Raw genomic sequence first — 25391 nt, forward strand, 5'->3', positions numbered from 1 at the left:
GTCACGCGAGCACGCGGCTGTGCAGCGCGGTCACGGCCTTGCGGGCCGAGGTGAACGCCCCGTGCTGCCAGGCGTCGGTGTTGCTCAGGTAGTCGCCCGCGAAGTAGACGCGGCCGGCCGCCTTGTTGAGCGGGGCGAAGGCGGCGGACTCGGGGCCTCCGGCCAGCGAGTGCCAGGCGGCTTCCAGGTGGGGGGTCTGGCGCCAGTGGTGCGAGAAGGACGAGGCGAGTTCCGTACGGTACTTCTCGCCGTGGATCTTGACGCCTTGGGCGAGGGCGCGGGCCTCGCGGTCCTTCGGTGCGAGCGCCGCGTAGGAGTCGGCGTTGGTTCCGGTGTTGTAGTAGCCGATGATCAGGCCGCGGTCGCCGTTGTGGCCGTAGGACGGGTACCAGATGTGGGAGAGGTCCATGTCGGTCTCGGTGATGCCGCCGTAGATCCGGTGGTCGGTCTCCCACCAGCGGCTCTTGTACTCCAGGCCGATCTTTCCGGCCGAGGAGGGCTTGCATCCCTCCAGCGCGGTCTGCACGGCGGAGCCGAGGTTGTGCGAGGTCTTGGCCAGGATGTTCGGAGGCAGCGCGGCGATGCAGTAGTCGGCGTCGATGGTGCGGGTGCGGCCGTCCTGGGTGTAGGTGACGGTGACGCCGTGCGGGGTGTCCCGGATGTCGGTGACGGCGGCACCGGTACGGATGCGGCGGCTGCCTATCGCCTTGGTCAGGGCCGCCGGTATACGGTCCATGCCGCCGACGGGCTGGAACATCAGCATGGCCTGGTCGTACTCGAACTCGAAGGAGAAGTAACGGCCCACGTTGGTCGAGAAGATCTCGGAGGCGGTCGGTACGTCACCGAGCAGCTCGCCGGGGGTGCCGACGGCGGCGGGGTCGACGCGATAACCGCGGCGGGGGCTGCCGGTGTACTCGAGGGTGTCGCCGATGTCTCCGAAGTCCTTCAGGAACTCCAGGAGCTTCTCCTGGTCGTCGGCGGTGATCTGACGGTCCAGGGCGCCCATGTCGGTGGCTTTGGCGAGGAGTTCGGAGACGTAGCCGTACATGTCGGCCTTGGCGGTGCGGTAGCGCATCGGGGCCTTCATCCCGTTGCGCTCGTTGAAGATGTAGGCGTTGGCGTTCACATTGGTGAACACCTCGACGGGGACGCCGAGTTCGCGGCAGTAGTCGAGCGTGACCATCCACTGGGGAATCCGGCCGGGACCGGCGTTCATGTACTGCCCGTCGTGGAACTTGGCGGTCTGCTTGTTCCCGTACAGGTCGGTGGTGGTGTCGCCGCCGCGGATCGTCGTGTTGCGGCCACCGGTGAAGGCGCGGGCCTCCAGGATCGTACAGTCGTAGCCCGCCTTGCCGAGCTCGTAGGCGGAGGCGAGACCGGCGATGCCACCGCCGACGATGACGACCTTCGCCGCCGCCCGGCCCTTCAGGTTGAAGTCGCCCTTGCTGGGGGCGTGAAACACGGGCTCACGGCTCGCGGCCTGGGCGGTCGGGGCAAGACCGAGCGCTCCCATGGTGGCGAACATGGCGCCGGCCCCACTGGTGAGGCCGACCTGGCGCAGGAAATTACGGCGGCTCGAACCGGACGCGGCACCGTTCGGCATGCTGGATATAGAGGTCATGTCCCGACTCCTCCGTGGATCTTGTCGATGCCGGGATACTGGCAAGTGCGTGTTACGGCCCGTCAGTTACTCGTGTATCCCACATGTTTCTCTCGCATGAGAACGCGAACCGATATTCGGGCAATGGTCCAGACCTTGACGCTCTCCGCCCGCGCCCCTAACGTCTCGGGGCAACGCGCGTCCCGAGGCAGCACGCCCCGGGGCGGCACGTTCAGGTCCTCGCCCCCGATTCACGTACGAGACGTCTGGACTCTCCGGGAAGGCACCTCCATGCGCACCCGCACCCCCCTTGCCCCGCTGCTCGCCGCCGCCCTCGTCACCTGCGGCCTCACCCTCGTCTCGGCGGCGCCGGCCGACGCGGCCGGCGTCGTCGACGTCAGCACCGCGAAACAACTCAAGGCGGCGCTCCTGGCAGCCGTTCCCGGCGACACGATCCATCTCGCGGACGGCACCTACACCGGCAACTTCAAAGTGACCGTCCCGGGCACCGCCGACGCCCGCATCACCCTGACCGGCTCCCCTGCGGCGGTCCTCACCGCGAGCGGCGGCTACGGGCTGCACCTGAACGGCGCCTCGTACTGGACCGTGCAGGGCGTCACCGTCACCGGCGGACAGAAGGGCATCGTGACCGACTCCGCGAACGGCGTCGTCATCGATTCGGTGACCGTCCACGACCTCGACATGGAGGGCGTGCACTTCCGTACGTCCAGCAAGGACGGGGTCATCCGGAACTCGCGGATCTACGACACCGGCCACGACGGGCGCGGCATGGGCGAAGGCGTCTACGTCGGCACGGCGGGCGACCTCACCGACAACAGCGACCGGGTCCTGATCACCGACAACGTCATCGGCCCGGGCGTCGGAGGCGAGAACGTCGACATCAAGGAAGGCACCACCGGCGCCCGGATCATCGGCAACACCTTCGACGGCAGCGGACTCACCGGCGCGAACTACGACGACTCCTGGGTCGACGTGAAGGGCAACGGCGTCCTCGTCCAGGGCAACACCGGCTCCCTGACGACCAACACCGGGTACGAGACGCACACCCAGCAGCCGGGCTGGGGCTGCGGCACGGTGTTCCGGGACAACGCCTCTGACCTCACCGGCGCCACCGGCGCCCTGCGGCTGGCGATCAACGTCACCGCGAACACGCCGAGCTGCACCACGACCGTGTACTCCGACAACACGGTGACCGGCGGCGCGGGCCTGACCAACATCGGCGTCACCCCGTAGAACGCGGACGCACGGCCACCGCCTCCCGGCACACGTGCGGGACACCGCCGACGGGGGGGGCGGGCAGGGACCGGCTAGGGACTGGGGCGGGCCGACTGCGGGCTGGCGGCGGGCTGACGGCGTGTGCGGGGCACGACGGACGCACCGTGCGTGTGGGACACCGCCACCAGCTACTGGGGGGGGGACCGCGGACACGCGTGAGGCCCGCCCCCCGAAGGGGACGGGCCTCGTGCGTACCTACTCCTGCTACCGCCGTCCGTCAGCGGTCGCCAGGGTCAGAGCTTCAGCTCTGGCCGCCGGCCAGCTTCTCGCGCAGAGCGGCGAGCGCCTCGTCCGACGCCAGGGCGCCGGAGTTGTCGGCCGACTCCGAGGAGTACGAGCCGCCACCGCTGCCGCCGGAGGCAGCCGGGGCGCCGGCCGGGGCAGCAGCGCCCTCGGCAGCGGCGGCCTCGTCGGCCTCGCGGGACTTGATGACCTGGGCCTGGTGCTGCTCGAAGCGCTGCTGCGCCTCGGCGTACTGGGTCTCCCAGACCTCGCGCTGCGCCTCGAAGCCCTCGAGCCAGTCGTTGGTCTCGGGGTCGAAGCCCTCGGGGTAGATGTAGTTGCCCTGGTCGTCGTAGGACGCGGCCATGCCGTACAGGGTCGGGTCGAACTCGACCGAGGCCGGGTCGCTGCCGAAGGACTCGTTGGCCTGCTTCAGCGAGAGGCTGATCCGACGACGCTCCAGGTCGATGTCGATGACCTTGACGAAGATCTCGTCGTTGACCTGGACGACCTGCTCCGGAATCTCCACGTGCCGCTCGGCCAGCTCGGAGATGTGGACCAGACCCTCGATGCCCTCGTCGACGCGCACGAACGCACCGAACGGAACGAGCTTGGTGACCTTACCCGGGACGACCTGACCGATCTGGTGCGTACGGGCGAACTGCTGCCACGGGTCTTCCTGCGTCGCCTTCAGCGACAGGGAGACGCGCTCGCGGTCCATGTCGACGTCGAGAACCTCGACGGTGACTTCCTGGCCGACCTCGACAACCTCGGACGGGTGGTCGATGTGCTTCCAGGACAGCTCGGAGACGTGGACGAGACCGTCGACGCCACCCAGGTCCACGAAGGCACCGAAGTTGACGATCGAGGAGACGACGCCGGAGCGGACCTGACCCTTCTGCAGGGTGGTGAGGAACGTCTGGCGAACCTCGGACTGGGTCTGCTCCAGCCAGGCGCGGCGGGACAGGACCACGTTGTTGCGGTTCTTGTCCAGCTCGATGATCTTCGCCTCGAGCTCCTTGCCCACGTAGGGCTGGAGGTCGCGGACGCGACGCATCTCGACGAGCGACGCCGGCAGGAAGCCACGGAGGCCGATGTCGAGGATGAGACCACCCTTGACGACCTCGATGACGGTACCGGTGACGATGCCGTCCTCTTCCTTGATCTTCTCGATGGTGCCCCACGCACGCTCGTACTGCGCGCGCTTCTTCGAGAGGATCAGGCGGCCTTCCTTGTCCTCCTTCTGGAGAACCAGGGCCTCGATCTCGTCGCCGACCTTGACGACCTCGTTCGGGTCGACGTCGTGCTTGATCGAGAGCTCGCGGCTCGGGATGACACCTTCGGTCTTGTAACCGATGTCGAGGAGGACCTCGTCGCGGTCGACCTTGACGATGACACCGTCAACGATGTCGCCGTCGTTGAAGTACTTGATCGTCTCGTCGATCGCCGCGAGGAACGCGTCCGCGTCGCCGATGTCGTTGACCGCAACCTGCGGAGTGGTGGCGGTGGTCTCGGTGCTGCTCGTCATGTGGGAAAGGGCTCCGGTACGGACAGAGAGTCGTAGGTACTGCTACGCCGTGAACCCGTATCGCCTCTGCAGAAGCCGGACAGCCTGCAAAGTGCCCGACCCGTCTCCGGGAGACACCTCAACAACCGAGGGGACATGCAACAGACGCGAGCGCGGCCTGCTAGGTCTGAGGAGCGCAGGCTCGCAGCGCAACTTGTAGCATACGGGGGCAGCCGGACACGGTCAATGCGCGAAGGGGCACACGCGGGGCGCACCGGACCATATCCGGCACAACTCGGCCGCGCCGGGGCGGTATCCGGCCAGTTTCGGAACCCGGAAGTTCCTCGCTCGCGCGTCGCCGGAATCCGGCCCCGGGGGTCGGGTACGGCCGCACGGACACTCCCCGCACCCCGCCGCACGCGGTGGGTACAGGCAAACTACAACGACGGACACGATGAGCCAAGAGACCTACGGAACCGAACCGGAAGCGACCCGCCGCGAGGCGGACGACACGGAGAGCAGCCGGGCCAGTCGCGGCTGGTGGGACCGGAACGCGGACGAGTACCAGAGCGACCACGGGGCGTTTCTCGGCGACGACCGGTTCGTCTGGGGGCCGGAAGGGCTCGACGAGGCGGAAGCCGGGCTGCTCGGGCCCACCGCCTCCCTCGCGGGCCGCGACGTCCTGGAGATCGGCGCGGGCGCGGCGCAGTGTTCCCGCTGGCTGGCCGCTCAGGGAGCCCGCCCGGTCGCCCTCGACCTGTCCCACCGACAGCTCCAGCACGCCCTGCGGATCGGCGACGAGGTACCGCTGGTGGAGGCGGACGCCGGGGTACTGCCCTTCCGGGACGGCTCCTTCGACCTCGCCTGCTCCGCCTACGGTGCCGTCCCCTTCGTCGCCGATCCGGTGCGTGTCTTCCGCGAGGTCCGCCGGGTGCTGCGGCCCGGCGGACGCTGGGTCTTCTCGGTGACCCACCCGATCCGCTGGGCCTTCCCCGACGAGCCGGGGCCGGAGGGTCTCTCGGTCGCCGCGTCCTACTTCGACCGCGTCCCCTACGTGGAACAGGACGAGTCGGGCGAGGCCGTCTACGTGGAACACCACCGGACGCTGGGCGACCGCGTCCGGGACGTGGTCGCGGCCGGCTTCCGCCTCGTCGACCTGGTGGAACCGGAGTGGCCGGAGTGGAACCACCAGGAGTGGGGCGGCTGGTCGCCGCTGCGCGGGAACCTCATCCCGGGCACGGCGATCTTCGTCTGCGAACGGGACTGACCCCGTCCCGCTCCGACTGCACCTCATCTGTCCCCCTCCGGCTGTGGCGGAGTCCTGCTGACTCCGCCGACCCTGCTGCCCGGCACCTGCCTGACTTCCTGACCCGTCTGACCTGCCTGACCCGTCTGATCAGGCGGACCTCGTCCGATCAGGCGGACCCGCCTGCTTCTGCCGGCTGTGCGGGCCCGCCGTCCGGCTCTGCTGACTCCTGCGACTCTGCCGCACACCGCTCCGGCGCCGCCTCCCCCGTGCGGGGGAAGCAGCTCCCCCGTGCGGGGGTGGGGGCGCCCGGCCGCCCGTACGACACTGGGTCCGTGATCCGAACCGACGCCCTGGCCGACCTCCCCGTCCGCACCGCCGTGCCCGCCCTGCGCGGTGCGCTCGACGAGCGGGGCACCGCCGTGCTCTGCGCACCGCCGGGCACCGGCAAGACCACGCTCGTCCCGCTCGCTCTCGCGGGACTGACCGGCGAGGGTCCGCCGCGCCGGGTCGTGGTCGCCGAGCCACGCAGGATCGCGGCGCGCGCCGCGGCCCGTCGCATGGCGTGGCTCCTCGGCGAGCGGCCCGGGGGCCGCGTCGGGTTCACCGTGCGCGGCGAGCGGGCGGTCGGCCCGGAGACCGTGGTCGAGGTCGTCACCACGGGGGTGCTGCTCCAGCGCCTCCAGCGGGACCAGGAGCTCTCCGGCGCCGACGTGGTGATCCTCGACGAGTGCCACGAACGCCACCTGGACGCGGACACCGCCGCCGCCTTCCTGCTGGACGTGCGCGAGACGCTCCGCCCCGATCTGCGCCTGGTGGCCGCGTCCGCGACGACCGACGCGGAGGGCTGGGCCCGGCTGCTGGGCGGTGCCCCGGTGATCGAAGCGACGGGGATCTCCCACCCGGTGGAGGTCGTCTGGGCGCCGCCCACGGCTCCGGTCCGGCCGCCGCACGGGATGCGGGTCGATCCCGCGCTGCTGGCGCATGTCGCCCAGGTGGTGCGCCGGGCACTCGCGGAGCGGGACGGCGACGTGCTCTGCTTCCTGCCCGGTGTCGGCGAGATCGCGCAGGTCGCCGGCCTGCTGGCCGGAGCCGGGGCGGAGGTGCTCCAGGTGCACGGACGGGCTCCCGCCGCCGCGCAGGACGCGGTCCTGGCGGGGGGCTCCGGCGGGGGACGGCGGGTGGTGCTGTCGACCTCGGTCGCCGAGTCCTCACTGACCGTGCCCGGGGTGCGGGTCGTGGTCGACAGCGGCCTCGCCCGGGAGCCCAGGACCGATCACGCCCGGGGGCTGAGCGCCCTGACGACCGTGCGGGCCTCGCAGGCGACCGGACGGCAGCGGGCGGGCCGTGCCGGACGGGAGGCTCCCGGAGCGGTGTACCGCTGCTGGACGGAGGCCGAGGACGGGCGGCTCGCCCGGTTCCCGGCCCCGGAGATCAGGGTCGCGGACCTCGCGGCGTTCGCGCTCCGGGCCGCGTGCTGGGGCGACCCGGAGGCGGTGGGCCTGGCGCTGCTCGACCCTCCCCCGACCGGGGCGATGAGCGCGGCCCGCGAGGTGCTGACGGCGGTCGGCGCGGTGGACGCCGACGGGCGGGTGACGGGGCGCGGCACACGGATGTCCCGGCTCGGAGTCCATCCCCGGCTGGCGCGGGCCCTGGTCGACGGAGCCCGTGAGGTGGGAGGGCGCCGGGCGGCCGAGGTGGTGGCCCTGCTGAGCGAGGAGCCGCCCCGCGCATACGGCGACGATCTGGCGGCGGCCCTGCGCACCGCGCGCCGGGGCGGCGACGGGTACGCCGCGCGCTGGCGCCAAGAGGTGCGCCGGCTGTCGTCCTCGCTCGGCGGGGGGACGGAGGCCGGGCACGCGACGGCCGACGGCTCGGTGGCCGGGGCCGTGCCGGTCACGGACGACGCCGCCGCCGGGCTGGTGGCCGCGCTGGCCTTCCCCGAGAGGGTGGCGCGGGCCCGGGGCGGGGAGGCGTTCCTGATGGCGTCCGGGACCGGGGCGGAGCTTCGGGACGGCTCGGGGCTGCGCGGCTCGCCGTGGCTCGCGGTCGCCGTGGCGGACCGGCCCACGCACGCGGCGTCGGCCCGGGTGCGGCTGGCCGCGGTGATCGACGAGGACACCGCGGTGCTCGCCGCGGAACACCTGCGGTTCCGGGGCGAGGAGGTCCGCTGGAGCGACGGCGACGTGGTGGCCCGTGTGGTGGACCGGCTGGGTGCGGTGGAACTGGTGGTGCGCCCGCTGAAGCAGCCTGCTCCGGAGCTGGTGCGCACCGCGCTCCTGGAGGGGCTCCGTCGTGAGGGCACCGGGCTGCTGCGGTGGACCCGGGACAGCGAGCAGTTGCGGGCCCGGCTGGCGTTCCTGCACGGCGCTCTGGGCGAACCGTGGCCCGAGGTGTCGGACGAGGCGCTGCTGGCGCGTGCCGGGGAGTGGCTGGAGCCGGAGCTGTCGCGTGCGCGACGCCGCGCGGACCTGGGGCGGGTCGACGCGGGGCAGGCGCTGCGCCGGTTGCTGCCGTGGGGGACCGGCGACGCGTCCCGGCTGGACGAGTTGGCGCCCGAGCGGATCGAGGTGCCGAGCGGGTCCCGTATCCGGGTGGAGTACGGCGGGGAGCAGCCGGTCCTCGCGGTGAAGCTCCAGGAGTTGTTCGGCCTGGCCGAGACGCCCTCGGTGGCCGGGGTGCCCGTGCTGGTGCACCTGTTGTCCCCGGCGGGGCGCCCGGCTGCGGTGACCGCGGACCTCGCCTCCTTCTGGCGGGAGGGTTACCGCGCCGTCCGCGCGGAGCTGCGCGGGCGTTACCCCAAACATCCCTGGCCGGAGGACCCGACGACGGTGGCGGCCACCCGGTTCACCTCGGCACGGCTGAAGCGGGAGCAGCGATCATGACCGGGTGAGCCAGGGGCGGCGGCAGCGCCGGGGGCGCGGCTGGCCGGCAGGTGGTGCGGCGGGTCGGCGGTAATGCGGCGGGGCGGGGCGCCAGTGAGCCGGGCGCCGATGAGCCGGGGAGCCGGGGAGCCGGGGAGCCAGGGAGAACGAGTGCTGGGGGCCAGGAAGCCGAGGAACAGGGAACCGCGCCCCGCCTCCACCGCGCTGGTCCACCTCTCTGCCCCTCCCCGATCCTCCCCGCCCCGATCGTCCCCTCCGTCCCGGGGCGCCTCGCGGGTACGACCGCGCGGGTACGGCCGCGCGCCCGGACCGGGAGGTGCTCGGTACGGGCGCGCGGGGGTGCTGAGCGGCGTCAGGCGGCGGGCGGCGCCTCGACGGTGAGCTCGATGTCGAGGACGGCGCCGCCCTCGGTGGTGATCCGCAGCGTGTACGTGCCCGCCGTGTCGCCCGCGTGGATCCGCGGGAGGGTGAGCAGGCCGTCCGCGTCGGTCGTCAGACCGGTGAGCGTGCTGACCGAGGTGTCGTTCGCTCCGGTGAAGCGGGGGCCCTGGCCCTCCGGCACGGGCTGCCCGGCGCTGTCGAGGATCGTGGCGGTGACGGCGACACCGGAGGCGACGGCCCCACCGAGAGTGGCCTTGACCTGGACGTCCTCGGCGAACTCGCCGCCCTGGACGGCCGTCAGGGCGGTGCTGGTCGTCCGGGCGACTGCGTCGGCGCGGCGGGCCGTGACGGTCGCCGTGAAGGAGAGGCTGAACTGCCCGGTGGTGCCGGCGACGGCGTGGATCTGGAAGTCGCCCGTGGTCTCGCCCGCCACCAGCGCCGGGGCGCTGGCGGTGCCGTCCGCCGAGGTGACGACCTCGGCGCTCGTGGCCCCGCCGGCGAAGCGGGCGTCGGTGTCGCCGCTGATCGTGAAGGTGACGGGAGCCTGGGCGAAGCTGTCGCCCTCGCCGTCGACGGCCCGGACGGTGACGTCCCCGGCGAAGTCCTGGCCCGCCATGGCGGTCAGGGTCCCGGTGCCCGCGTTCTCGATCCCCGCGAGCTTGCGTACGTCGGAGGGCGACGGGGGCGTGGTGGTCGTGGGCGGCTTGGTGGTCTGGGTGCCCCCGGGCTTGCCGCCCGGCGTCTCGGAGGGACTCGGGGACGGCGAGGCGGTCCCGGGCGTCGGGTCCGGGGACGGCGAGCCCGACGGAGACGTCGAGGGCGAGGGCGACGGCGAGGGCGATGCCGAGGCCGAGGCCGAGCCGGTCGTGGTGTCGGTCGCCGGGCCGGGGGTGGTCGGCAGGACACCGGTTCCGTCGGGTACGGAGTGCGTGCCGTTGTTGTAGTACTCGAACCAGGACCGCACGGTCGACAGGTAGGCGCTGGAGTGGTTGTAACTCAGCACCGCACGGTCGATGTCGGTGTCGATGGACAGGTCCCGGTTACCGGCGCAGAGGTAACGCCCGGCGGCGAGCGCCGCGTCGTAGACGTTGTTGGGGTCCTTACGCCCGTCGCCGTTGGCGTCCTGGCCCCAGGTCGCCCAGGTGGACGGGATGAACTGCATCGGCCCGACCGCGCGGTCGGTGACGGTGTCGTTGTCGTACGCGCCGTTGTCGGTGTCCGGGATGAGCGCGAACCCGTTGCCGTCGAGGGCGGGGCCGAGGATCGGGCTGAGCGTGGTGCCGCTCGCGTCGACCTTGCCGCCGCGTGCCTGGCCCGACTCCACCTTTCCGATGGCGGCGAGGAGTTGCCAGGGCAGCCGGCAGGCCGGGTCGGTGCCGGCGATGGTCGACTGGGCCTGCTTGTACGCGGCGAGGACCGAGGCCGGAATGCCCGACTCGGCGCTGGTGGCGGGCAGATCGACGGAGGTGCGTGGGGTGCCGGGGGTCGTCAGCGGCGGCAGGTCGGTGTGGTACTGGTCGTTGCCGGTGGCCGCACCGTCTTCGGGTTCGGCCGCGGCCGGCTGGTCGTTCCCGCCGGGCTGCGTGGCCAGGCCCAGGGTCGCTCCGGGTGCCTGCGAGGCGGAGAGCGCCGCGACGACGGCGGCGGCCACCGCGGTGCTGGTGGCCCCTCTGCGCAGGCGACGGCCGAATTGCGCTGCCATATGGTCTGGTCCCTCCCCGACGACGGCTGTTCGCGCTCCCCAGCGCGAGGACTCCCGTGACCCTACGGCAACTCCTGATGCTTCGACACAGTCGTCTGACCGGTTCTTACTGGTTTCTCACGATGTTCAACCGAAGTTGTACTGCACCTCGCTTCCGGCGCGGTGGTCGCCCTCCGCCCCTCTCCTGCCCCTGCCCCTCTCCTGCCTCTGCACCCCTGCGCCCCCGCGCCCCTGGCTTCCTGTGCCGGACGTGACGGAGGCCGGACATGACGGAGGCCGGACACGTCGTGCCCGGCCTCCGTCCCGCGGGGAAGGCGCCCCGTCGGTCGCGCCCTCGTCAGTGCGCCGCGGACTCCCAGTCGGTGCCCACGCCGACCGACACGTCCAGCGGGGCGCGCAACGACACGGCCGAAGCCATCTCGTGGCGGAGGATCCCCTCCACCTCGGCGCTCTCGCCCGGTGCGATCTCCAGCACGATTTCGTCGTGCACCTGGAGCAGCATCCGGGACTTCAGTTCGGCCTTCGTCAGCGCCCGGTCCACGTGGAGCATCGCGACCTTCACGATGTCCGCGGCGGTGCCCTGGATCGGGGCGTTGAGCGCCATGCGCTCCGCCATCTCGCGCCGCTGGCGGTTGTCGCTGTTGAGGTCGGGGAGATACCGGCGGCGGCCGAAGACCGTTTCGGTGTACCCGGTGGACCTGGCTTCCTCGACGACCCGGTGGAGGTAGTCGCGTACTCCGCCGAAGCGCTGGAAGTACGTGTCCATCAGGCCACGCGCCTCGCCCGCCTCGATGTTGAGCTGCTGGGAGAGCCCGAACGCGGAGAGGCCGTAGGCGAGTCCGTACGACATGGCCTTGATCTTGCGCCGCATCTCCGGGTCGACGGCCGACTTGTCGACGCCGAACACCTGGGAGGCGACCGTGGTGTGCAGGTCCTCGCCCGAGGTGAACGCCTCGATCAGGCCGGCGTCCTCGGAGAGGTGGGCCATCACCCTCAGTTCGATCTGGCTGTAGTCCGCCGTCATCAGGGTCTCGAAGCCCTCGCCGACGACGAAGCCCCGGCGGATCGCGCGCCCCTCGTCCGTACGGACCGGGATGTTCTGGAGGTTGGGGTCGGTGGAGGAGAGACGTCCGGTCGCCGCCACCGTCTGGTTGAACGTGGTGTGGATACGGCCGTCGGCCGCGATCGTCTTGATCAGGCCCTCGACGGTGACCCGCAGCTTCGCCTGCTCCCGGTGGCGCAGCATGATCACCGGCAGCTCGTGATCGGTCTGTGCGGCGAGCCAGGCCAGCGCGTCGGCGTCGGTGGTGTACCCGGTCTTCGTCTTCTTGGTCTTGGGCAGGCCCAGTTCGCCGAAGAGGACTTCCTGGAGCTGCTTGGGCGAGCCGAGGTTGAACTCCCGGCCCACCGCCGCGTGCGCCTCCTTTATGGCCTGCTGCACGGCGCCCGCGAACTGCTGCTCCATCGCTTCCAGATGGGCGCGGTCGGCGGCGATGCCGTGCCGCTCCAGCCGGGCCAGCAGGATCGAGGTGGGCAGCTCCATGTCGTGCAGCAGGTCGAGCGCGCCGACTTCCCTGAGCCGGGTGCTGAACGCGGCGCCGAGGTCGAGGACGGCACGCGCCTGCGTCATCAGGGCGTCCGCCTCGGCGCGGTCGTCCGCGCCGAACGCGAGCTGCCCGTCCGCCGCGGCGGCGGGGGCCAGCTCGCGTCCGAGGTACTCCACCGCCAGCGCGTCCAGCGCGAACGACCGGCGTCCCGGCTTCACCAGGTACGCCGCGAGCGCGGTGTCCATGGTGACGCCCTCGATGTGCCAGCCGAGCTCGGGGAAGACCCGCATGGCCGCCTTGGCGTTGTGCAGGACTTTCGGCCGCTCCGGGTCGGCGAGCCAGGCCGTGAACGCCTCTTCGTCCGAGGCGTCGAGCTCCGTCGGGTCCAGCCAGGCCGCGGCCCCGCCGACCGCCGCCAGGGCGATCTCGGTGACCGTCCCGGCGCCCAGCGCCCAGGTGTCCACGGTGGCCATGCCCAGCGGCTGCGCGCCGTGCTCGGCCAGCCACCCGGCGACCTGTCCGGTGGCGAGGACCGTGCCGTCCAGCTCGACCCCGGCGGCCGGGGCGGGGGCCTCCTCCTCGGCCGCGCCCGGGTCGACGGCGAGCAGCCGCTCCCGCAGGCTCGGGTTGCGGATCTCCAGGACGTCCAGCACCCCGGTGACGGCGGCGCGGTCGTACGGGGCGCGCTCCAGCTCGGCGGGGCCCTTCGGGAGCTCCACGTCGCGCACCATCTCGGTCAGCAGGCGGTTCATCCGCACCGCGTCCAGGTGGTCGCGGAAGTTCTGCCCGGCCACGCCCTTGACCTCGTCGGCGCGGGCCACCAGCTCCTCGAAGGAGCCGAACTGGTTGATCCACTTCGCGGCGGTCTTCTCGCCCACCTTGGGGATCCCGGGGAGGTTGTCCGACGGGTCGCCGCGCAGCGCGGCGAAGTCCGGGTACTGGGCGGGGGTGAGGCCGTACTTCTCCTCGACCTTCTCCGGGGTGAAGCGGGTCAGCTCGGAGACGCCCTTGGTCGGGTAGAGGACCGTGACGTTGTCGGTGATGAGCTGGAAGGAGTCGCGGTCGCCGGTGACGATCAGCACCTCGAACCCGGCGGCCTCCGCCTGGGTGGCGAGCGTGGCGATCACGTCGTCGGCCTCGAAGCCGTCGACGGCGAACCGGTCCGCGCGCATCGCGTCCAGCAGCTCGCCGATCAGCTCGACCTGCCCCTTGAACTCGTCGGGGGTCTTGGAGCGGTTCGCCTTGTACTCGGGGAACTCCTTGGCGCGCCAGGTCTTGCGGGACACGTCGAACGCCACCGCGAAGTGCGTGGGCGCCTCGTCGCGCAGCGTGTTCGCCAGCATCGAGGCGAAGCCGTACACGGCGTTCGTCGGCTGCCCCGTCCCGGTCGTGAAATTCTCCGCGGGCAGGGCGAAGAACGCCCGGTACGCCAGGGAGTGCCCGTCCATGAGGAGCAGGCGCGGTCGGTTGTCTGCCGTCTTCTTCGATGCTGTCTCAGCCACGTACACGATCCTGCCACGGCCCACCGACATCACGGACCGCACGCGGGCGCCGCGTCCCGCCGTTCCCGAACCCGCCCCCTGCCTCCCCGCACGCGCCCCGGGCCTCCCCCGCACCCGCCCCCGCCCTCCCCGCACGCGTCTCCCCCCGTCCGGACGCGACCGCCTCCCTCCGAACGCGTCCGGGACCCTCCGAAACGGATCCACCTCCCTCCGAAACGCGTCCGTCTGCTTCCGAAAGACGTCTGTATCCCTCCGGACGCAACCATCTCCTTCCGGATGCGTCCGTCTCCTTCCGGATGCACCCCTCAACGGCCGTGACAGGATCGAACGAGAGGAACCCACGCGCTCGAAGGGGAGCAACCATGGCCACGAAGCCCCCGACCGGAGACCCGGTCCAGGACGCCCCGCAGGTCCACGAGGCCCAGCACGCCGCCGCCGGGCTGCCCGCCGTCGCCCACTCGCTGCTCATGGCCCAGCAGCAGATGGGGCTGGGCCGCACCGCGCGCACCCTCCTCAAGGTCAACCAGAAGAACGGCTTCGACTGTCCCGGCTGCGCCTGGCCGGAAGGCGACAAACGCCACACCGCGGAGTTCTGCGAGAACGGCGCCAAGGCCGTCGCCGAGGAGGCGACACTGCGCCGGGTCACCCCGGAGTTCTTCGCCGCGCACCCGGTCTCCGACCTCGCCGGCCGCAGCGGGTACTGGCTCGGCCAGCAGGGCCGGATCACGCAGCCGATGTACCTCCCCGAGGGCGCGGACACCTACGAGGCGATCGGCTGGGACGACGCCTTCGCCGTCATCGCCGACGAACTCCGTGCGCTCGGCTCCCCCGACGAGGCCCTGTTCTACACGTCCGGCCGCACCAGCAACGAAGCCGCGTTCCTCCTCCAGCTCTTCGCCCGCGAGTACGGCACCAACAACCTGCCGGACTGCTCCAACATGTGCCACGAGTCGTCCGGCTCGGCGCTCGTGGAGACCATCGGCATAGGCAAGGGCAGCGTCTCCCTGGAAGATTTCCACCAGGCCGATCTGATCATCGTCGCCGGGCAGAACCCCGGCACCAACCACCCGCGCATGCTCTCCGCCCTGGAGAAGGCCAAGCACGCCGGGGCGAAGATCATCTCGGTGAACCCGCTGCCCGAAGCCGGCCTGGAGCGCTTCAAGAACCCGCAGACCCCGCAGGGCATGCTCAGGGGCACCGCCCTCACCGACCTCTTCCTCCAGATCCGCCTCGGCGGCGACCAGGCCCTCTTCCGCCTCCTCAACAAGCTGATCCTGGAGACGGAGGGTGCCGTCGACACCGCGTTCGTCGACGAACACACCCACGGCTACGAGGAGTTCGCCCGGGCCGCCCGGGAAGCCGACTGGGACGAGACCCTCACCGCCACCGGGCTCGACCGCGCCGACATCGAGAAGGCCCTCGGCCTGGTCCTCGCCTCGGAGCGCACCATCGTCTGCTGGGCGATGGGCCTCACCCAGCACAAGCACTCCGTGCCCACCATCCGCGAGGTCGTCAACTTCCTTCTGCTGCGCGGCAACATCGGGCGTCCGGGCGCGGGAGTCTGCCCCGTGCGCGGCCACTCCAACGTCCAGGGCGACCGCACCATGGGCATCTACGAGCGTCCCGCGCCCGCCTTCCTCGACGCCCTCGACCGGGAGTTCGGCATCACCTCGCCGCGCCACCACGGGTACGACGTGGTCCGCGCGATCCGCGCGCTGCGCGACGGCGACGCCAAGGTCTTCTTCGCGATGGGCGGCAACTTCGTCGCCGCCACCCCCGACACCGACGTCACCGAGGCGGCGATGCGCCGCGCCCGCCTCACCGTGCACGTGTCGACCAAGCTCAACCGTTCGCACGCGGTCACCGGCAGCCGCGCCCTGATCCTGCCGACCCTCGGCCGTACCGACAAGGACGTCCAGGCCGGCGGCAAGCAGTTCGTGACCGTCGAGGACTCCATGAGCATGGTGCACGCCTCCCGCGGCAACCTCGCCCCCGCGAGCCCGCACCTGCTCTCCGAACCCGCCATCGTCGCCCGCATGGCACGCGCCGTCCTCGGCCCCGGCTCGAAGACCCCCTGGGAGGAGTTCGAGAAGGACTACGGGACGATCCGCGACCGCATCTCCCGTGTGGTGCCCGGCTTCGAGGACTTCAACGCCCGCGTCGCCCGCCCCGGCGGATTCACCCTCCCCCACGGCCCGCGCGACGCCCGCCGCTTCCCGACCGCCACCGGCAAGGCCAACTTCACCGCCGCGCCCGTGGAGTACCCCGAACTCCCCGAAGGCAGGCTGCTGTTGCAGACCCTGCGCTCCCACGACCAGTACAACACCACGATCTACGGGCTCGACGACCGCTACCGCGGCATCAAGGACGGCCGCCGCGTCGTCCTCGTCAACCCCGACGACGCCCGCGCACTCGGTCTCGCCGACGGCGCCTACACCGACCTCGTCAGCGAATGGAGGGACGGCACCGAACGCCGCGCCCCCGGCTTCCGCGTCGTGCACTACGCCACCGCCCGGGGCTGCGCCGCCGCCTACTACCCGGAGACGAACGTCCTGGTGCCGCTCGACTCGACCGCCGACACCAGCAACACCCCCGCCAGCAAGTCGGTCGTGGTCCGCTTCGAGCCCGCGGGCTGACCCGGCGCACAGGGCGGCCCGGCACGCCGACCCCTCCCGTGGGGCGTCCCTCCCGGCTTGGACCCGGCCCCTCCCGCACGAGCGCCCGCGACGGCTCCACGGCCCTCCCGCACGAGCGCCCGCGACGGCAGCACGGCCCTCCCGTACGGGCGCCCGCACCGGCTCAGGCCGGGGCCGTCCCCGCAGGGGTCCCGTCGCGCACCGTGCCGGGGCGACGGGGTCCCGGCACTCCGGTCCCCCCGCGGCCCTCGCTCCCGGCGCGGTCCGCCGCGGCCTCCCGGCGCAGCAGCAGCGCCCCCGCCACCGCGACCGCCCCCGCCACCGCGAAGCCGACGCCGGGGGTCGCGCCCGAGGGGTGCGTCTCGTACGTCAGCGCCGCCGAGAGCACCGCGAGCCCGCGGCCGGCCGGGCCTCGGCAGGCCCGTACGGCGACGAACGGCACGCCCCACAGGACGTACCACGGCTGCACCATCGGCGAGAGCACCACCAGCGCCGTCAGCGCCAGGCCCAGCGCCAGTACGGGGTCCAGGCGGCCGGTCGCCGAGCGCCACCCGAAGCGGGCGATCAGGACCCCCGCGGCGGCGAGTCCGAGGAGCTGCACGACCTGCTTCACCGTGTCCTGGTCGGCCCCCGCAGCCAGGTGAGCGAGCGCGCCGAGCCCGGCCCCCAGGTCGCTGGAGACGGAGAGCCAGGTGTGGATGGCTCCCGCGACGCCCTGGGTGCGCAGCCAGCCGAAGCCGGTGCCGCTCACCACGGAGACCAGCAGCACCGTCGCGGCGGCGACCAGCCCCGGTCCGAACGCTCCCCGCGCGATCCGTCGCGCGGGGGACCCCGCGGAGGATCTGCCCACGACCACGCCGACGAACAACAGGGCCAGGCCGGCGGGCGACTTGACCATCATCGCCAGCCCGATCAGGGCGGCTCCGAGCACCCAGCGGCCACGCAGCGCGCACACCGCGCCCGCGAGCGCGAGCGCGGCCATCAGGCCGTCGTTGTGCACCCCGCCCACCACGTGGATCAGGAGCAGGGGGTTGAGCGCCGCGAGCCGGAGCGCCCCGCTCTCGTCGGCCCCGTAGTCGCGCGCCAGCCGCCGCACGGCCCAGACGATCAGCACCAGCGCCGCCACCGCGACCAGGCGCAGTACCAGGACGGCGGGGACCAGGGTGCCGCCGGTGAACGCCGCCGCGCCCCGCGCCAGCAGCAGGAAGAAGGGGCCGTACGGGGCGGGGGTGTCGGTCCAGTGCCCGCCGACGCTCGCCGCCGCGTCGCCCGCGAAGCCCGCCGGGTCGAGGACCGAGGGGCCCTGGCTGTAGACGTCGTGGCCTTCGAGGACCATCGCTCCCTGCGCGACGTAGCTGTAGACGTCCGCGCTGTACAGGGGCGGCGCCAGCAGCAGCGGCGCCGCCCACCAGGCGAGCGTCACCAGGGTGTGCCGTACGGAGGCGCCGGCCCGGCCGTACGCCCACCAGGCGACGACGAGCGCGGTGAGCCCGGCGTACGCGAGGACGGTTCCGGCAGCGGTCACGGCGGGGCCCCGCTCCGTCCACCAGCCCCAGGGGTCGTGCACCGGCAGTCCGCCGGCGACCCAGCCGCCCGCGCCGACCCCCAGCGAACCGGCCAGTCCCAGCCGGCGACATCCCACGACACCCAGGCCGCGCGCACCGGACACCGCCCGCCCCGCCCTCCGGGCGGACGACGCCACATTCACCACACGACCCAGTCCCCGCATCGGGCCAACCTACCGAACCGCGGTGAACGGCCGTCCTCCCCCGTATGGCCGTCCGGGGATACCCGCGGTGGTCCCGGGGCCGCCGCACCGAGGTGGTCTCCGGCGGACCACGACCGGAGAGCACCTAAGCATCCGCTCAGTGGTCTCTGGTAAGAACGGAGCGCACAGCGAAGACACCACCGGACGAACGGAGCCGAACCCATGGGCGACCAGAGCACATCCGCACCCGTGTTTCCGCAGGAGGTCATCGACGAGTACGCCTCGCTCGGCGTCGACCTGCCCGCCCTCTTCTCCGCGGGGCACCTCGGCGAGCGGATGGGCGTGCGGATCACCGAAGCCTCGGCGGAACGCGTCGTCGGGACCATGCCGGTCGAGGGCAACACCCAGCCCTACGGCCTCCTGCACGGCGGGGCGTCCGCGGTGCTCGCCGAGACCCTCGGCTCCGTCGGCGCCATGCTCCACGGCGGCGCCGGGAAGCTCGCGGTCGGCGTCGACCTCAACTGCACCCACCACCGGGGCGCCCGCAGCGGGCTGGTGACCGGTGTCGCCACCCCCGTGCACCGCGGACGCTCCACCGCCACCTACGAGGTCGTCATCGCCGACGACCACGGCAAGCGCGTGTGCACCGCCCGCCTCACCTGCCTGCTGCGCGAGGTGCCGGCCGCGGGCTGACCGTCCGCGCCGCCACATCCCCGCACCCCTGCTCTCCCCCTGCCCGGCCGGGCTCGTGAACCATCCGGCCGGGCATCTTCATGTGCACTACACGTAACGGAAGTTGACCATGAAATTCAGCCAACTACCCTGACACCGCACGGGGTTCAATGCACCACTTCACGCCACACCGCGAGGGCGACAGAGCAGCGGACGGCGCGGCGTAACACTGCGTAACAGGCGCGCAATGAACGCGACTCCCACCCCACGCCCCTCCCCGTACCCCCGGACCCCTCCCCCATGCACCACGCGCGAGCCCGCGCGTCAGCACCAAGATCACCCCAAGCCCCTTAGCAGAGCTGGGCGTTCTCACCATGCGAGAGAAATCCACCGGGCCCGAATCGCCCCAACTCCCCCAGCACACCTCAAGCTTTCCTCAACTCATAACAAGACAGTCACATCCTTGCCCACACCCGTCCACGATCCCACCGCCTGCGCCTAGAGTCACCGCCAGTCACCGCGCCGCCGGGCGCGGCAGCAGCACGCCCCTGTACCCAGCACGTACGGCTTGGCGAACGACAGGCACCTCAACGGAGGAGGCCGCGCCAGGGAAAGGACTTTTCGTGCGACACCGTTCCTTGCTCATACTCACCGCAGTGCTCACCACCGGAGCGCTCACCCTCACCGCCTGCGGGTCGCGCGACGACGACAAGGGCAGCGACGGCGCGAGCGGCAGCGCCGAGAACCAGACCGTCGTCATCGGCCTCGACGCCCCCCTGACCGGCGACCTCTCCGCCCTCGGCCTCGGCATCAAGAACTCCGCCGACCTCGCCGTCAAGACGGCGAACAAGGAGAAGACGGTCCCGGGCATCACGTTCGAGCTCCAGCCCCTCGACGACCAGGCCCAGCCCTCCGTCGGCGGCCAGAACGCCCAGAAGTTCATCGGCAACAAGGACCTCGTCGGCGTCGTCGGCCCCCTCAACTCCAGCGTCGCCCAGTCGATGCAGAAGCCCTTCGAGGACGCCAGCCTCACCCAGGTCTCCCCCGCCAACACCGGCACCGAGCTGACCCAGGGCGACAACTGGAAGGACGGAGACGCGGCCAAGAAGCGCCCGTTCAAGACGTACTTCCGCACCGCCACCACCGACGCCATCCAGGGCGCCTTCGCCGCGAACTACCTGTTCAAGAACGCGGGCATCAAGGACGTCTACCTGATCGACGACCAGAAGACCTACGGCGCCGGCCTCGCCGCCTCCTTCAAGACGACCTTCACCGGCCTCGGTGGAAAGATCGTCGGCAGCGACCACGTCAACCCCGACGACCGCGACTTCAACTCCGTCGTCACCAAGGTGAAGAGCTCCGGCGCCAAGGCCGTCTACTACGGCGGCGAGTACCCCGCCGGCGCGCCCCTGAGCCAGCAGCTCAAGGACAGCGTCCAGATCCCGCTCATGGGCGGCGACGGCATGTACAGCGCCGACTTCATCAGCCTCAACAAGAAGGCCCAGGGCGACATCGCCACCTCCGTCGGCAAGCCCGTCGAAGAGCTCGACTCCGCCAAGAAGTTCATCGCGGACTACTCGGCCGCCGGTTACAAGGACGCCTACGAGGCCTACGGCGGCGGCACCTACGACGCCACCTGGTCGATCATCGAGGCCGTCAAGATCGTGGCCGCCGAGAACGACGGCAAGCTCCCCGACGACAGCCGCGAGAAGGTCCTCGCCGCCATGGCCAAGGTCCAGTTCGACGGCGTGACCGGCCCGGTCGCCTTCGACCAGTACGGCGACACCACCAACACCATGATGACCGCCTACCAGGTCGACGGCGGCAAGTGGGTCTCCAAGCTCAGCGAAGCCGTCACCAAGTAACGGCGAGAACGCCCCACTCCGGTCGCCCCCGGGCAACCAGACCGCGCGGGAGCGCCACAGCGCTCCCGCGCGGTGCCATATCCGAACCACTCCAACGGAGGCCCTGCGGTGCACGAACTGCCGCAACAGCTGGCCAACGGACTCATCCTCGGCGCGATGTACGGACTCATCGCGATCGGCTACACGATGGTCTACGGAATCATCCAGCTCATCAACTTCGCACACGGCGAAATCTTCATGATCGGAGGCTTCGGGGCGCTCACCGTGTACTCCTGTATGCCCTCCGGTTGGAACCTCCTCGCCGTCGTCCCCCTCATGATCGTCGGCGGCGTGATCTGCTCCGTCGCCGTCAGCGTCGCCGCCGAACGCTTCGCCTACCGGCCCCTGCGCAACGCACCCCGCCTCGCCCCCCTCATCACCGCGATCGGCCTCTCCCTCGCCCTCCAGCAGGCCGTCTGGATGTGGTACCCGGACGCCAAGGCCGACCGCTCGTTCCCCCAGTTCAAGGGCGACGCCTTCGACCTCCTCGGCGCCCACGTCCAACGCGGCGACCTCTTCGTCCTCATCGCCGCACCCGTCTGCATGCTCGCCCTCGGCCTCTTCGTCTCCAAGACCCGCTCCGGCCGCGGCATGCAGGCCACCTCGCAGGATCCCGACACCGCCAAACTCATGGGCATCAACACCGACCGCATCATCGTCATGGCCTTCGCCATCGGTGCCGCCTTCGCCGCCGTCGCCGCCGTCGCCTACGGGCTCAAGAACGGCCAGATCGGCTTCAAAATGGGCTTCCTCATGGGCCTCAAGGCCTTCACCGCCGCCGTGCTCGGCGGCATCGGCAACATCTACGGCGCCATGCTCGGCGGCGTCGTCCTCGGCCTCGCCGAAGCACTCGCCACCGGCTACATGAGCGACGTCCCCGGCATGGAACTCTTCGGCGGCGGCGCCTGGAAGGACGTGTGGGCCTTCGTGCTCCTCATCGTCGTCCTGCTGCTGCGGCCACAAGGACTGCTCGGCGAACGCGTCGCGGATCGGGCGTGACAGCGATGACCACACACACCAACCGCGCACCCCTCAACCTGCCCCCCGCGACCGCCCGCGCCCTCACCACCGCCGGCACGGCCATCGCCCTCGCAGGCACCTTCCTCGCCTGGACCTGGACCGACGAGTTCCCCGGCGACCTCACCGTCACCGGCTACCCCGGCGGCCTCCAGGTCCTCACCCTCGCCGGCTCCCTCATCACCCTCCTCCTCACCCTCTCCGGATACGGCATCCGAGGACTCCGCTGGCTCACCCCCGGCGGCACCAACACCTCCGTGCGCTACGCCGCACTCGCCGTCCTCACCACCACCGGCTACGCCGTCGGCGCCATCACCGTCGACCTCGGCGGCATCGTCAACCTCGAACCCGGAGCCTGGGTCAGCCTCGCCGGAGCGCTCATCGCCACGCTCGCCGCCTTCGGCCTCCCCGCCGACCAGGCGCTCTCCGACGACAACCCCAGCGGCCTCGCCGTCCTCGGCAACAGCCTGACCGCCCCCGCCCCGGCCCGCGCCCGCGAACTCCCCGCCTGGGCCGAGATCCTCACCATCGCCGCCTCCTTCGGCGTCGCCCTCTACCTCTTCTCGTTCATCATCGACACCGAGTACACCGAGCTCTTCATCGGCTCGCTGCTCACCTTCGCCTTCGGCTTCACCGCCCTCCACCGCGCCGGCCTCATCACCCGCCTCACCGCGCTGACGGTCAAACACCGCAACGTCACCCTCACCGCCGCCCTCGTCGCCGCCTTCTGCTTCCCCTTCACGCAGTCCACCGGGGAATACACGCTCATCGGCACGAACATCCTCATCTTCGCGGCCGTCGCCCTGGGCCTCAACGTCGTCGTCGGCCTCGCGGGCCTCCTCGACCTCGGATACGTCGCCTTCCTCGGCGTCGGCGCCTACACCTCCGCCCTCCTCTCCGGCGCCTCCGCCTCCGCGATCGGCATCCAATTCCCCTTCTGGGCGGCGGCCCTCACCGGAGCGGGCGTCTCCCTGATCTTCGGCGTCTTCATCGGCGCCCCCACCCTGCGGCTGCGCGGCGACTACCTCGCCATCGTCACCCTCGGCTTCGGAGAGATCTTCCGCGTCACCGTCAACAACCTGAACGGCAACAGCGGACCCGACCTCACCAACGGATCCCAGGGCATCCCCTCCATCCCCGACCTCGACATCCTCGGATTCGCCTTCGGGGAGAGCCACGACATCGGCCCCTTCACCCTCAGCAGGTCCGCCAACTACTTCCTGCTGATGCTCCTCGTCACCGCCGTCGTCGTCCTCGTCTTCCGTCGCTCCGGCGACTCCCGCATCGGCCGCGCCTGGGTCGCCATCCGCGAGGACGAGACCGCCGCCACCGCCATGGGCATCAACGCCTTCCGGCTCAAGCTCCTCGCCTTCGCCCTCGGCGCCACCCTCGCCGGCCTCGCCGGAACCGTCCAGGCCCACGTCAACTACACCGTGACGCCCGAGCAGTACCAGTTCGCCGGTGCCGTACCCCCGAACTCCGCCTTCCTCCTCGCCGCCGTCATCCTCGGCGGCATGGGAACCCTCAGCGGACCCTTCGTCGGCGCCGCGCTCCTCTACCTCATCCCGGCCAAACTCCAGTTCATGCAGGACTTCCAGCTCCTCCTCTTCGGCATCGCACTCATCCTGCTGATGCGCTTCCGCCCCGAAGGCCTCATCGCCGACCGGCGCAAGCAACTCGAATTCCACGAAGCCGACGAGAACAAGGCCGACCAACCAGACGTACCCGAACCACGGCAGTCCGAGGACACCGGCGCCGGCATCGCCAAGGCGGGGGCGTGACCACCATGACCACCACCACGAACACCACCGGCACCCCCGGAGCCCCCACCGGCGGCACGGTCCTCGACGCCACCGGCGTGACCATGCGCTTCGGCGGCCTCACCGCCGTACGCGACGTCTCCCTCACCGTCGACAGCGGCGAGATCGTCGGCCTCATCGGCCCCAACGGCGCCGGAAAGACCACCTTCTTCAACTGCCTCACCGGCCTCTACGTCCCCACCGAGGGCAAGGTCAGCTACAAGGGCACCGTCCTGCCGCCCAAGCCCCACCTCGTCACCCAGGCAGGCATCGCCCGCACCTTCCAGAACATCCGGCTCTTCGCCAACATGACCGTCCTGGAAAACGTCCTCGTCGGCCGCCACACCCGCACCGACGACGGACTCTGGTCCGCCCTGCTGCGCCTCCCCAGCCACACCCGCGCCGAGAAGGCCAGCCGCGAACGCTCCATGGAACTCCTGGAGTTCATCGGCCTCGCCCACAAGGCCGACCACCTCGCGCGCAACCTCCCCTACGGAGAACAGCGCAAGCTGGAAATCGCGCGCGCCCTCGCCAGCGACCCCGGACTCCTCCTCCTCGACGAGCCCACCGCCGGCATGAACCCGCAGGAAACCCGCGTCACCGAAGAACTCATCTTCGCCATCCGCGACCAGGGCATCGCCGTACTCGTCATCGAGCACGACATGCGCTTCATCTTCAACCTCTGCGACCGCGTCGCCTGCCTCGTCCAGGGCGAGAAACTCGTCGAAGGCACGCCCAGCACCGTCCAGGGCGACGAACGCGTCATCGCCGCCTACCTCGGCACCCCCTTCGAAGGAGCCCCCGGCGCCGACGAGGTCGCCGAGGTCGAAGCCGCCGAAGCCGGAGCCGGAGCCGCCCACGGCACCCCGGCGGACCGCACCACCGCAGAGAGCAGCACCGCAGAGAGCACGGCCGCGGCCGGCACCACCGCAGAGGGCACCGCCGCGGACGGCACCACCGCGGAGAGCACCACCGCCGAGGAGGAAACCTCATGACCGCGCTCCTGGAAGTCGAGGACCTCCGCGTCGCCTACGGCAAGATCGAGGCCGTCAAGGGCATCTCCTTCAGCGTCGAAGCCGGCCAGGTCGTCACCCTCATCGGCACCAACGGCGCCGGAAAGACGACGACCCTGCGCACCCTCTCCGGGCTCATCAAACCGGCCGGCGGACGCATCCTCTTCGACGGGAAACCCCTCACCGACGTCCCCGCCCACAAGATCGTCGCCCTGGGCCTCGCCCACTCCCCCGAGGGACGCCACATCTTCCCCCGGCTGACGATCGCCGAGAACCTCCTCCTCGGCGCCTACCTGCGCAGCGACAAGGCAGGCATCGAACAGGACGTCCAGCGCGCCTACGACCTCTTCCCCATCCTCGGGGAACGCCGCAGGCAGTCCGCCGGAACCCTCTCGGGCGGCGAACAGCAGATGCTCGCCATGGGACGCGCCCTCATGTCCCGGCCGAAGCTCCTCATGCTCGACGAGCCCTCCATGGGCCTCTCCCCGATCATGATGCAGAAGATCATGGAGACCATCGTCGAGCTCCGGGCCTCCGGTACGACGATCCTCCTGGTCGAGCAGAACGCCCAGGCCGCCCTCTCCCTCGCGGACCAGGGCCACGTCATGGAGATCGGCAGGATCGTCCTCTCCGGCACCGGAGCCGACCTCCTGCACGACGAATCGGTCCGCAAGGCCTACCTCGGCGAGGACTGACCCGCGCACGCCCGCGCACCTACGCCGCAGGGCCCGCTCCCGAACGTTCGGGAGCGGGC

Annotated in this window: 15 protein-coding genes; 10 read left to right on the forward strand and 5 right to left on the reverse strand. The window is 71.4% G+C overall.

Annotated features, from left to right (window positions below; genetic code table 11):
* Position 1 precedes the first annotated feature (1 nt).
* On the reverse strand, positions 2–1525 hold the full coding sequence (locus ACFWEE_RS15400; protein WP_386889380.1) for a flavin monoamine oxidase family protein: 1524 nt from the start codon (positions 1523–1525) through the stop codon (positions 2–4).
* A gap of 366 nt (positions 1526–1891) precedes the next feature.
* On the opposite strand from ACFWEE_RS15400, the gene ACFWEE_RS15405 reads away from it, so the two are divergent.
* Positions 1892–2854, forward strand: coding sequence for a nitrous oxide reductase family maturation protein NosD (locus tag ACFWEE_RS15405; protein ID WP_386889357.1), 963 nt, complete (start codon positions 1892–1894; stop codon positions 2852–2854).
* Between the two features lie 283 nt (positions 2855–3137).
* Here ACFWEE_RS15405 and rpsA read toward each other — a convergent pair whose 3' ends face one another.
* Complete coding sequence (gene rpsA, locus ACFWEE_RS15410; RefSeq protein ID WP_266703241.1) at positions 3138–4646, reverse strand: 30S ribosomal protein S1; 1509 nt, start codon at positions 4644–4646, stop codon at positions 3138–3140.
* A 433-nt stretch (positions 4647–5079) separates the two neighbouring features.
* Here rpsA and ACFWEE_RS15415 point away from each other — a divergent pair, with 433 nt between their 5' ends.
* Positions 5080–5892 carry a class I SAM-dependent methyltransferase gene (locus tag ACFWEE_RS15415; protein WP_386889359.1) on the forward strand — a complete coding sequence of 271 codons (813 nt, stop codon included), beginning with the start codon at positions 5080–5082 and terminating at the stop codon, positions 5890–5892.
* A 314-nt stretch (positions 5893–6206) separates the two neighbouring features.
* Positions 6207–8756, forward strand: coding sequence for an ATP-dependent helicase HrpB (hrpB, locus tag ACFWEE_RS15420; protein ID WP_386889361.1), 2550 nt, complete (start codon positions 6207–6209; stop codon positions 8754–8756).
* 352 nt (positions 8757–9108) lie between these two features.
* Here hrpB and ACFWEE_RS15425 read toward each other — a convergent pair whose 3' ends face one another.
* Positions 9109–10839: a lytic transglycosylase domain-containing protein gene (locus tag ACFWEE_RS15425; protein WP_386889363.1), complete on the reverse strand. Its 1731-nt coding sequence runs from the start codon at positions 10837–10839 to the stop codon at positions 9109–9111.
* A gap of 337 nt (positions 10840–11176) precedes the next feature.
* Positions 11177–13888: a DNA polymerase I gene (gene polA / locus ACFWEE_RS15430; protein ID WP_386889364.1), complete on the reverse strand. Its 2712-nt coding sequence runs from the start codon at positions 13886–13888 to the stop codon at positions 11177–11179.
* A gap of 362 nt (positions 13889–14250) precedes the next feature.
* Between polA and ACFWEE_RS15435 the strand changes: the two genes are divergently transcribed.
* Complete coding sequence (locus tag ACFWEE_RS15435) at positions 14251–16524, forward strand: FdhF/YdeP family oxidoreductase (RefSeq protein ID WP_386889366.1); 2274 nt, start codon at positions 14251–14253, stop codon at positions 16522–16524.
* Between the two features lie 163 nt (positions 16525–16687).
* On the opposite strand, the gene mptB is transcribed toward ACFWEE_RS15435, so the two are convergent.
* The gene (gene mptB / locus ACFWEE_RS15440; RefSeq protein WP_386889381.1) at positions 16688–18175 is read right to left on the reverse strand and encodes a polyprenol phosphomannose-dependent alpha 1,6 mannosyltransferase MptB; all 1488 of its coding nucleotides are present in this window, start codon (positions 18173–18175) and stop codon (positions 16688–16690) included.
* 279 nt (positions 18176–18454) lie between these two features.
* Here mptB and ACFWEE_RS15445 point away from each other — a divergent pair, with 279 nt between their 5' ends.
* The 6 genes from ACFWEE_RS15445 (at position 18455) to ACFWEE_RS15470 (ending at position 25332) form a co-directional block, all read left to right on the forward strand.
* Positions 18455–18925 (forward strand): PaaI family thioesterase, encoded by a 471-nt coding sequence (locus ACFWEE_RS15445; RefSeq protein WP_386889368.1) that lies wholly within the window; start codon positions 18455–18457, stop codon positions 18923–18925.
* A 617-nt stretch (positions 18926–19542) separates the two neighbouring features.
* Positions 19543–20769 carry a branched-chain amino acid ABC transporter substrate-binding protein gene (locus ACFWEE_RS15450; protein ID WP_386889383.1) on the forward strand — a complete coding sequence of 409 codons (1227 nt, stop codon included), beginning with the start codon at positions 19543–19545 and terminating at the stop codon, positions 20767–20769.
* Between the two features lie 108 nt (positions 20770–20877).
* Positions 20878–21807 (forward strand): branched-chain amino acid ABC transporter permease, encoded by a 930-nt coding sequence (locus tag ACFWEE_RS15455; RefSeq protein ID WP_386889370.1) that lies wholly within the window; start codon positions 20878–20880, stop codon positions 21805–21807.
* Between the two features lie 5 nt (positions 21808–21812).
* Positions 21813–23606: a branched-chain amino acid ABC transporter permease gene (locus tag ACFWEE_RS15460; RefSeq protein ID WP_386889385.1), complete on the forward strand. Its 1794-nt coding sequence runs from the start codon at positions 21813–21815 to the stop codon at positions 23604–23606.
* Between the two features lie 5 nt (positions 23607–23611).
* On the forward strand, positions 23612–24619 hold the full coding sequence (locus tag ACFWEE_RS15465; RefSeq protein WP_386889387.1) for an ABC transporter ATP-binding protein: 1008 nt from the start codon (positions 23612–23614) through the stop codon (positions 24617–24619).
* Positions 24616–25332 carry an ABC transporter ATP-binding protein gene (locus tag ACFWEE_RS15470; RefSeq protein WP_386889372.1) on the forward strand — a complete coding sequence of 239 codons (717 nt, stop codon included), beginning with the start codon at positions 24616–24618 and terminating at the stop codon, positions 25330–25332. Before ACFWEE_RS15465 ends, ACFWEE_RS15470 begins: the two co-directional genes overlap by 4 nt.
* Positions 25333–25391 lie beyond the last annotated feature (59 nt).

The sequence above is a fragment of the Streptomyces sp. NPDC060184 genome (genome assembly GCF_042728795.1).
Lineage (GTDB): Bacteria > Actinomycetota > Actinomycetes > Streptomycetales > Streptomycetaceae > Streptomyces.

Excerpts from the sequence above, each read along its gene's own strand:
- rpsA (WP_266703241.1), bottom strand. The coding sequence starts at position 4,646 with ATGACGAGCAGCACCGAGACCACCGCCACCACTCCGCAGGTTGCGGTC.
- ACFWEE_RS15405 (WP_386889357.1), top strand. The coding sequence starts at position 1,892 with ATGCGCACCCGCACCCCCCTTGCCCCGCTGCTCGCCGCCGCCCTCGTC.
- ACFWEE_RS15415 (WP_386889359.1), top strand. The coding sequence starts at position 5,080 with ATGAGCCAAGAGACCTACGGAACCGAACCGGAAGCGACCCGCCGCGAG.
- ACFWEE_RS15435 (WP_386889366.1), top strand. The coding sequence starts at position 14,251 with ATGGCCACGAAGCCCCCGACCGGAGACCCGGTCCAGGACGCCCCGCAG.
- ACFWEE_RS15460 (WP_386889385.1), top strand. The coding sequence starts at position 21,813 with ATGACCACACACACCAACCGCGCACCCCTCAACCTGCCCCCCGCGACC.
- ACFWEE_RS15425 (WP_386889363.1), bottom strand. The coding sequence starts at position 10,839 with ATGGCAGCGCAATTCGGCCGTCGCCTGCGCAGAGGGGCCACCAGCACC.
- ACFWEE_RS15465 (WP_386889387.1), top strand. The coding sequence starts at position 23,612 with ATGACCACCACCACGAACACCACCGGCACCCCCGGAGCCCCCACCGGC.
- ACFWEE_RS15400 (WP_386889380.1), bottom strand. The coding sequence starts at position 1,525 with ATGTTCGCCACCATGGGAGCGCTCGGTCTTGCCCCGACCGCCCAGGCC.
- ACFWEE_RS15445 (WP_386889368.1), top strand. The coding sequence starts at position 18,455 with ATGGGCGACCAGAGCACATCCGCACCCGTGTTTCCGCAGGAGGTCATC.
- ACFWEE_RS15470 (WP_386889372.1), top strand. The coding sequence starts at position 24,616 with ATGACCGCGCTCCTGGAAGTCGAGGACCTCCGCGTCGCCTACGGCAAG.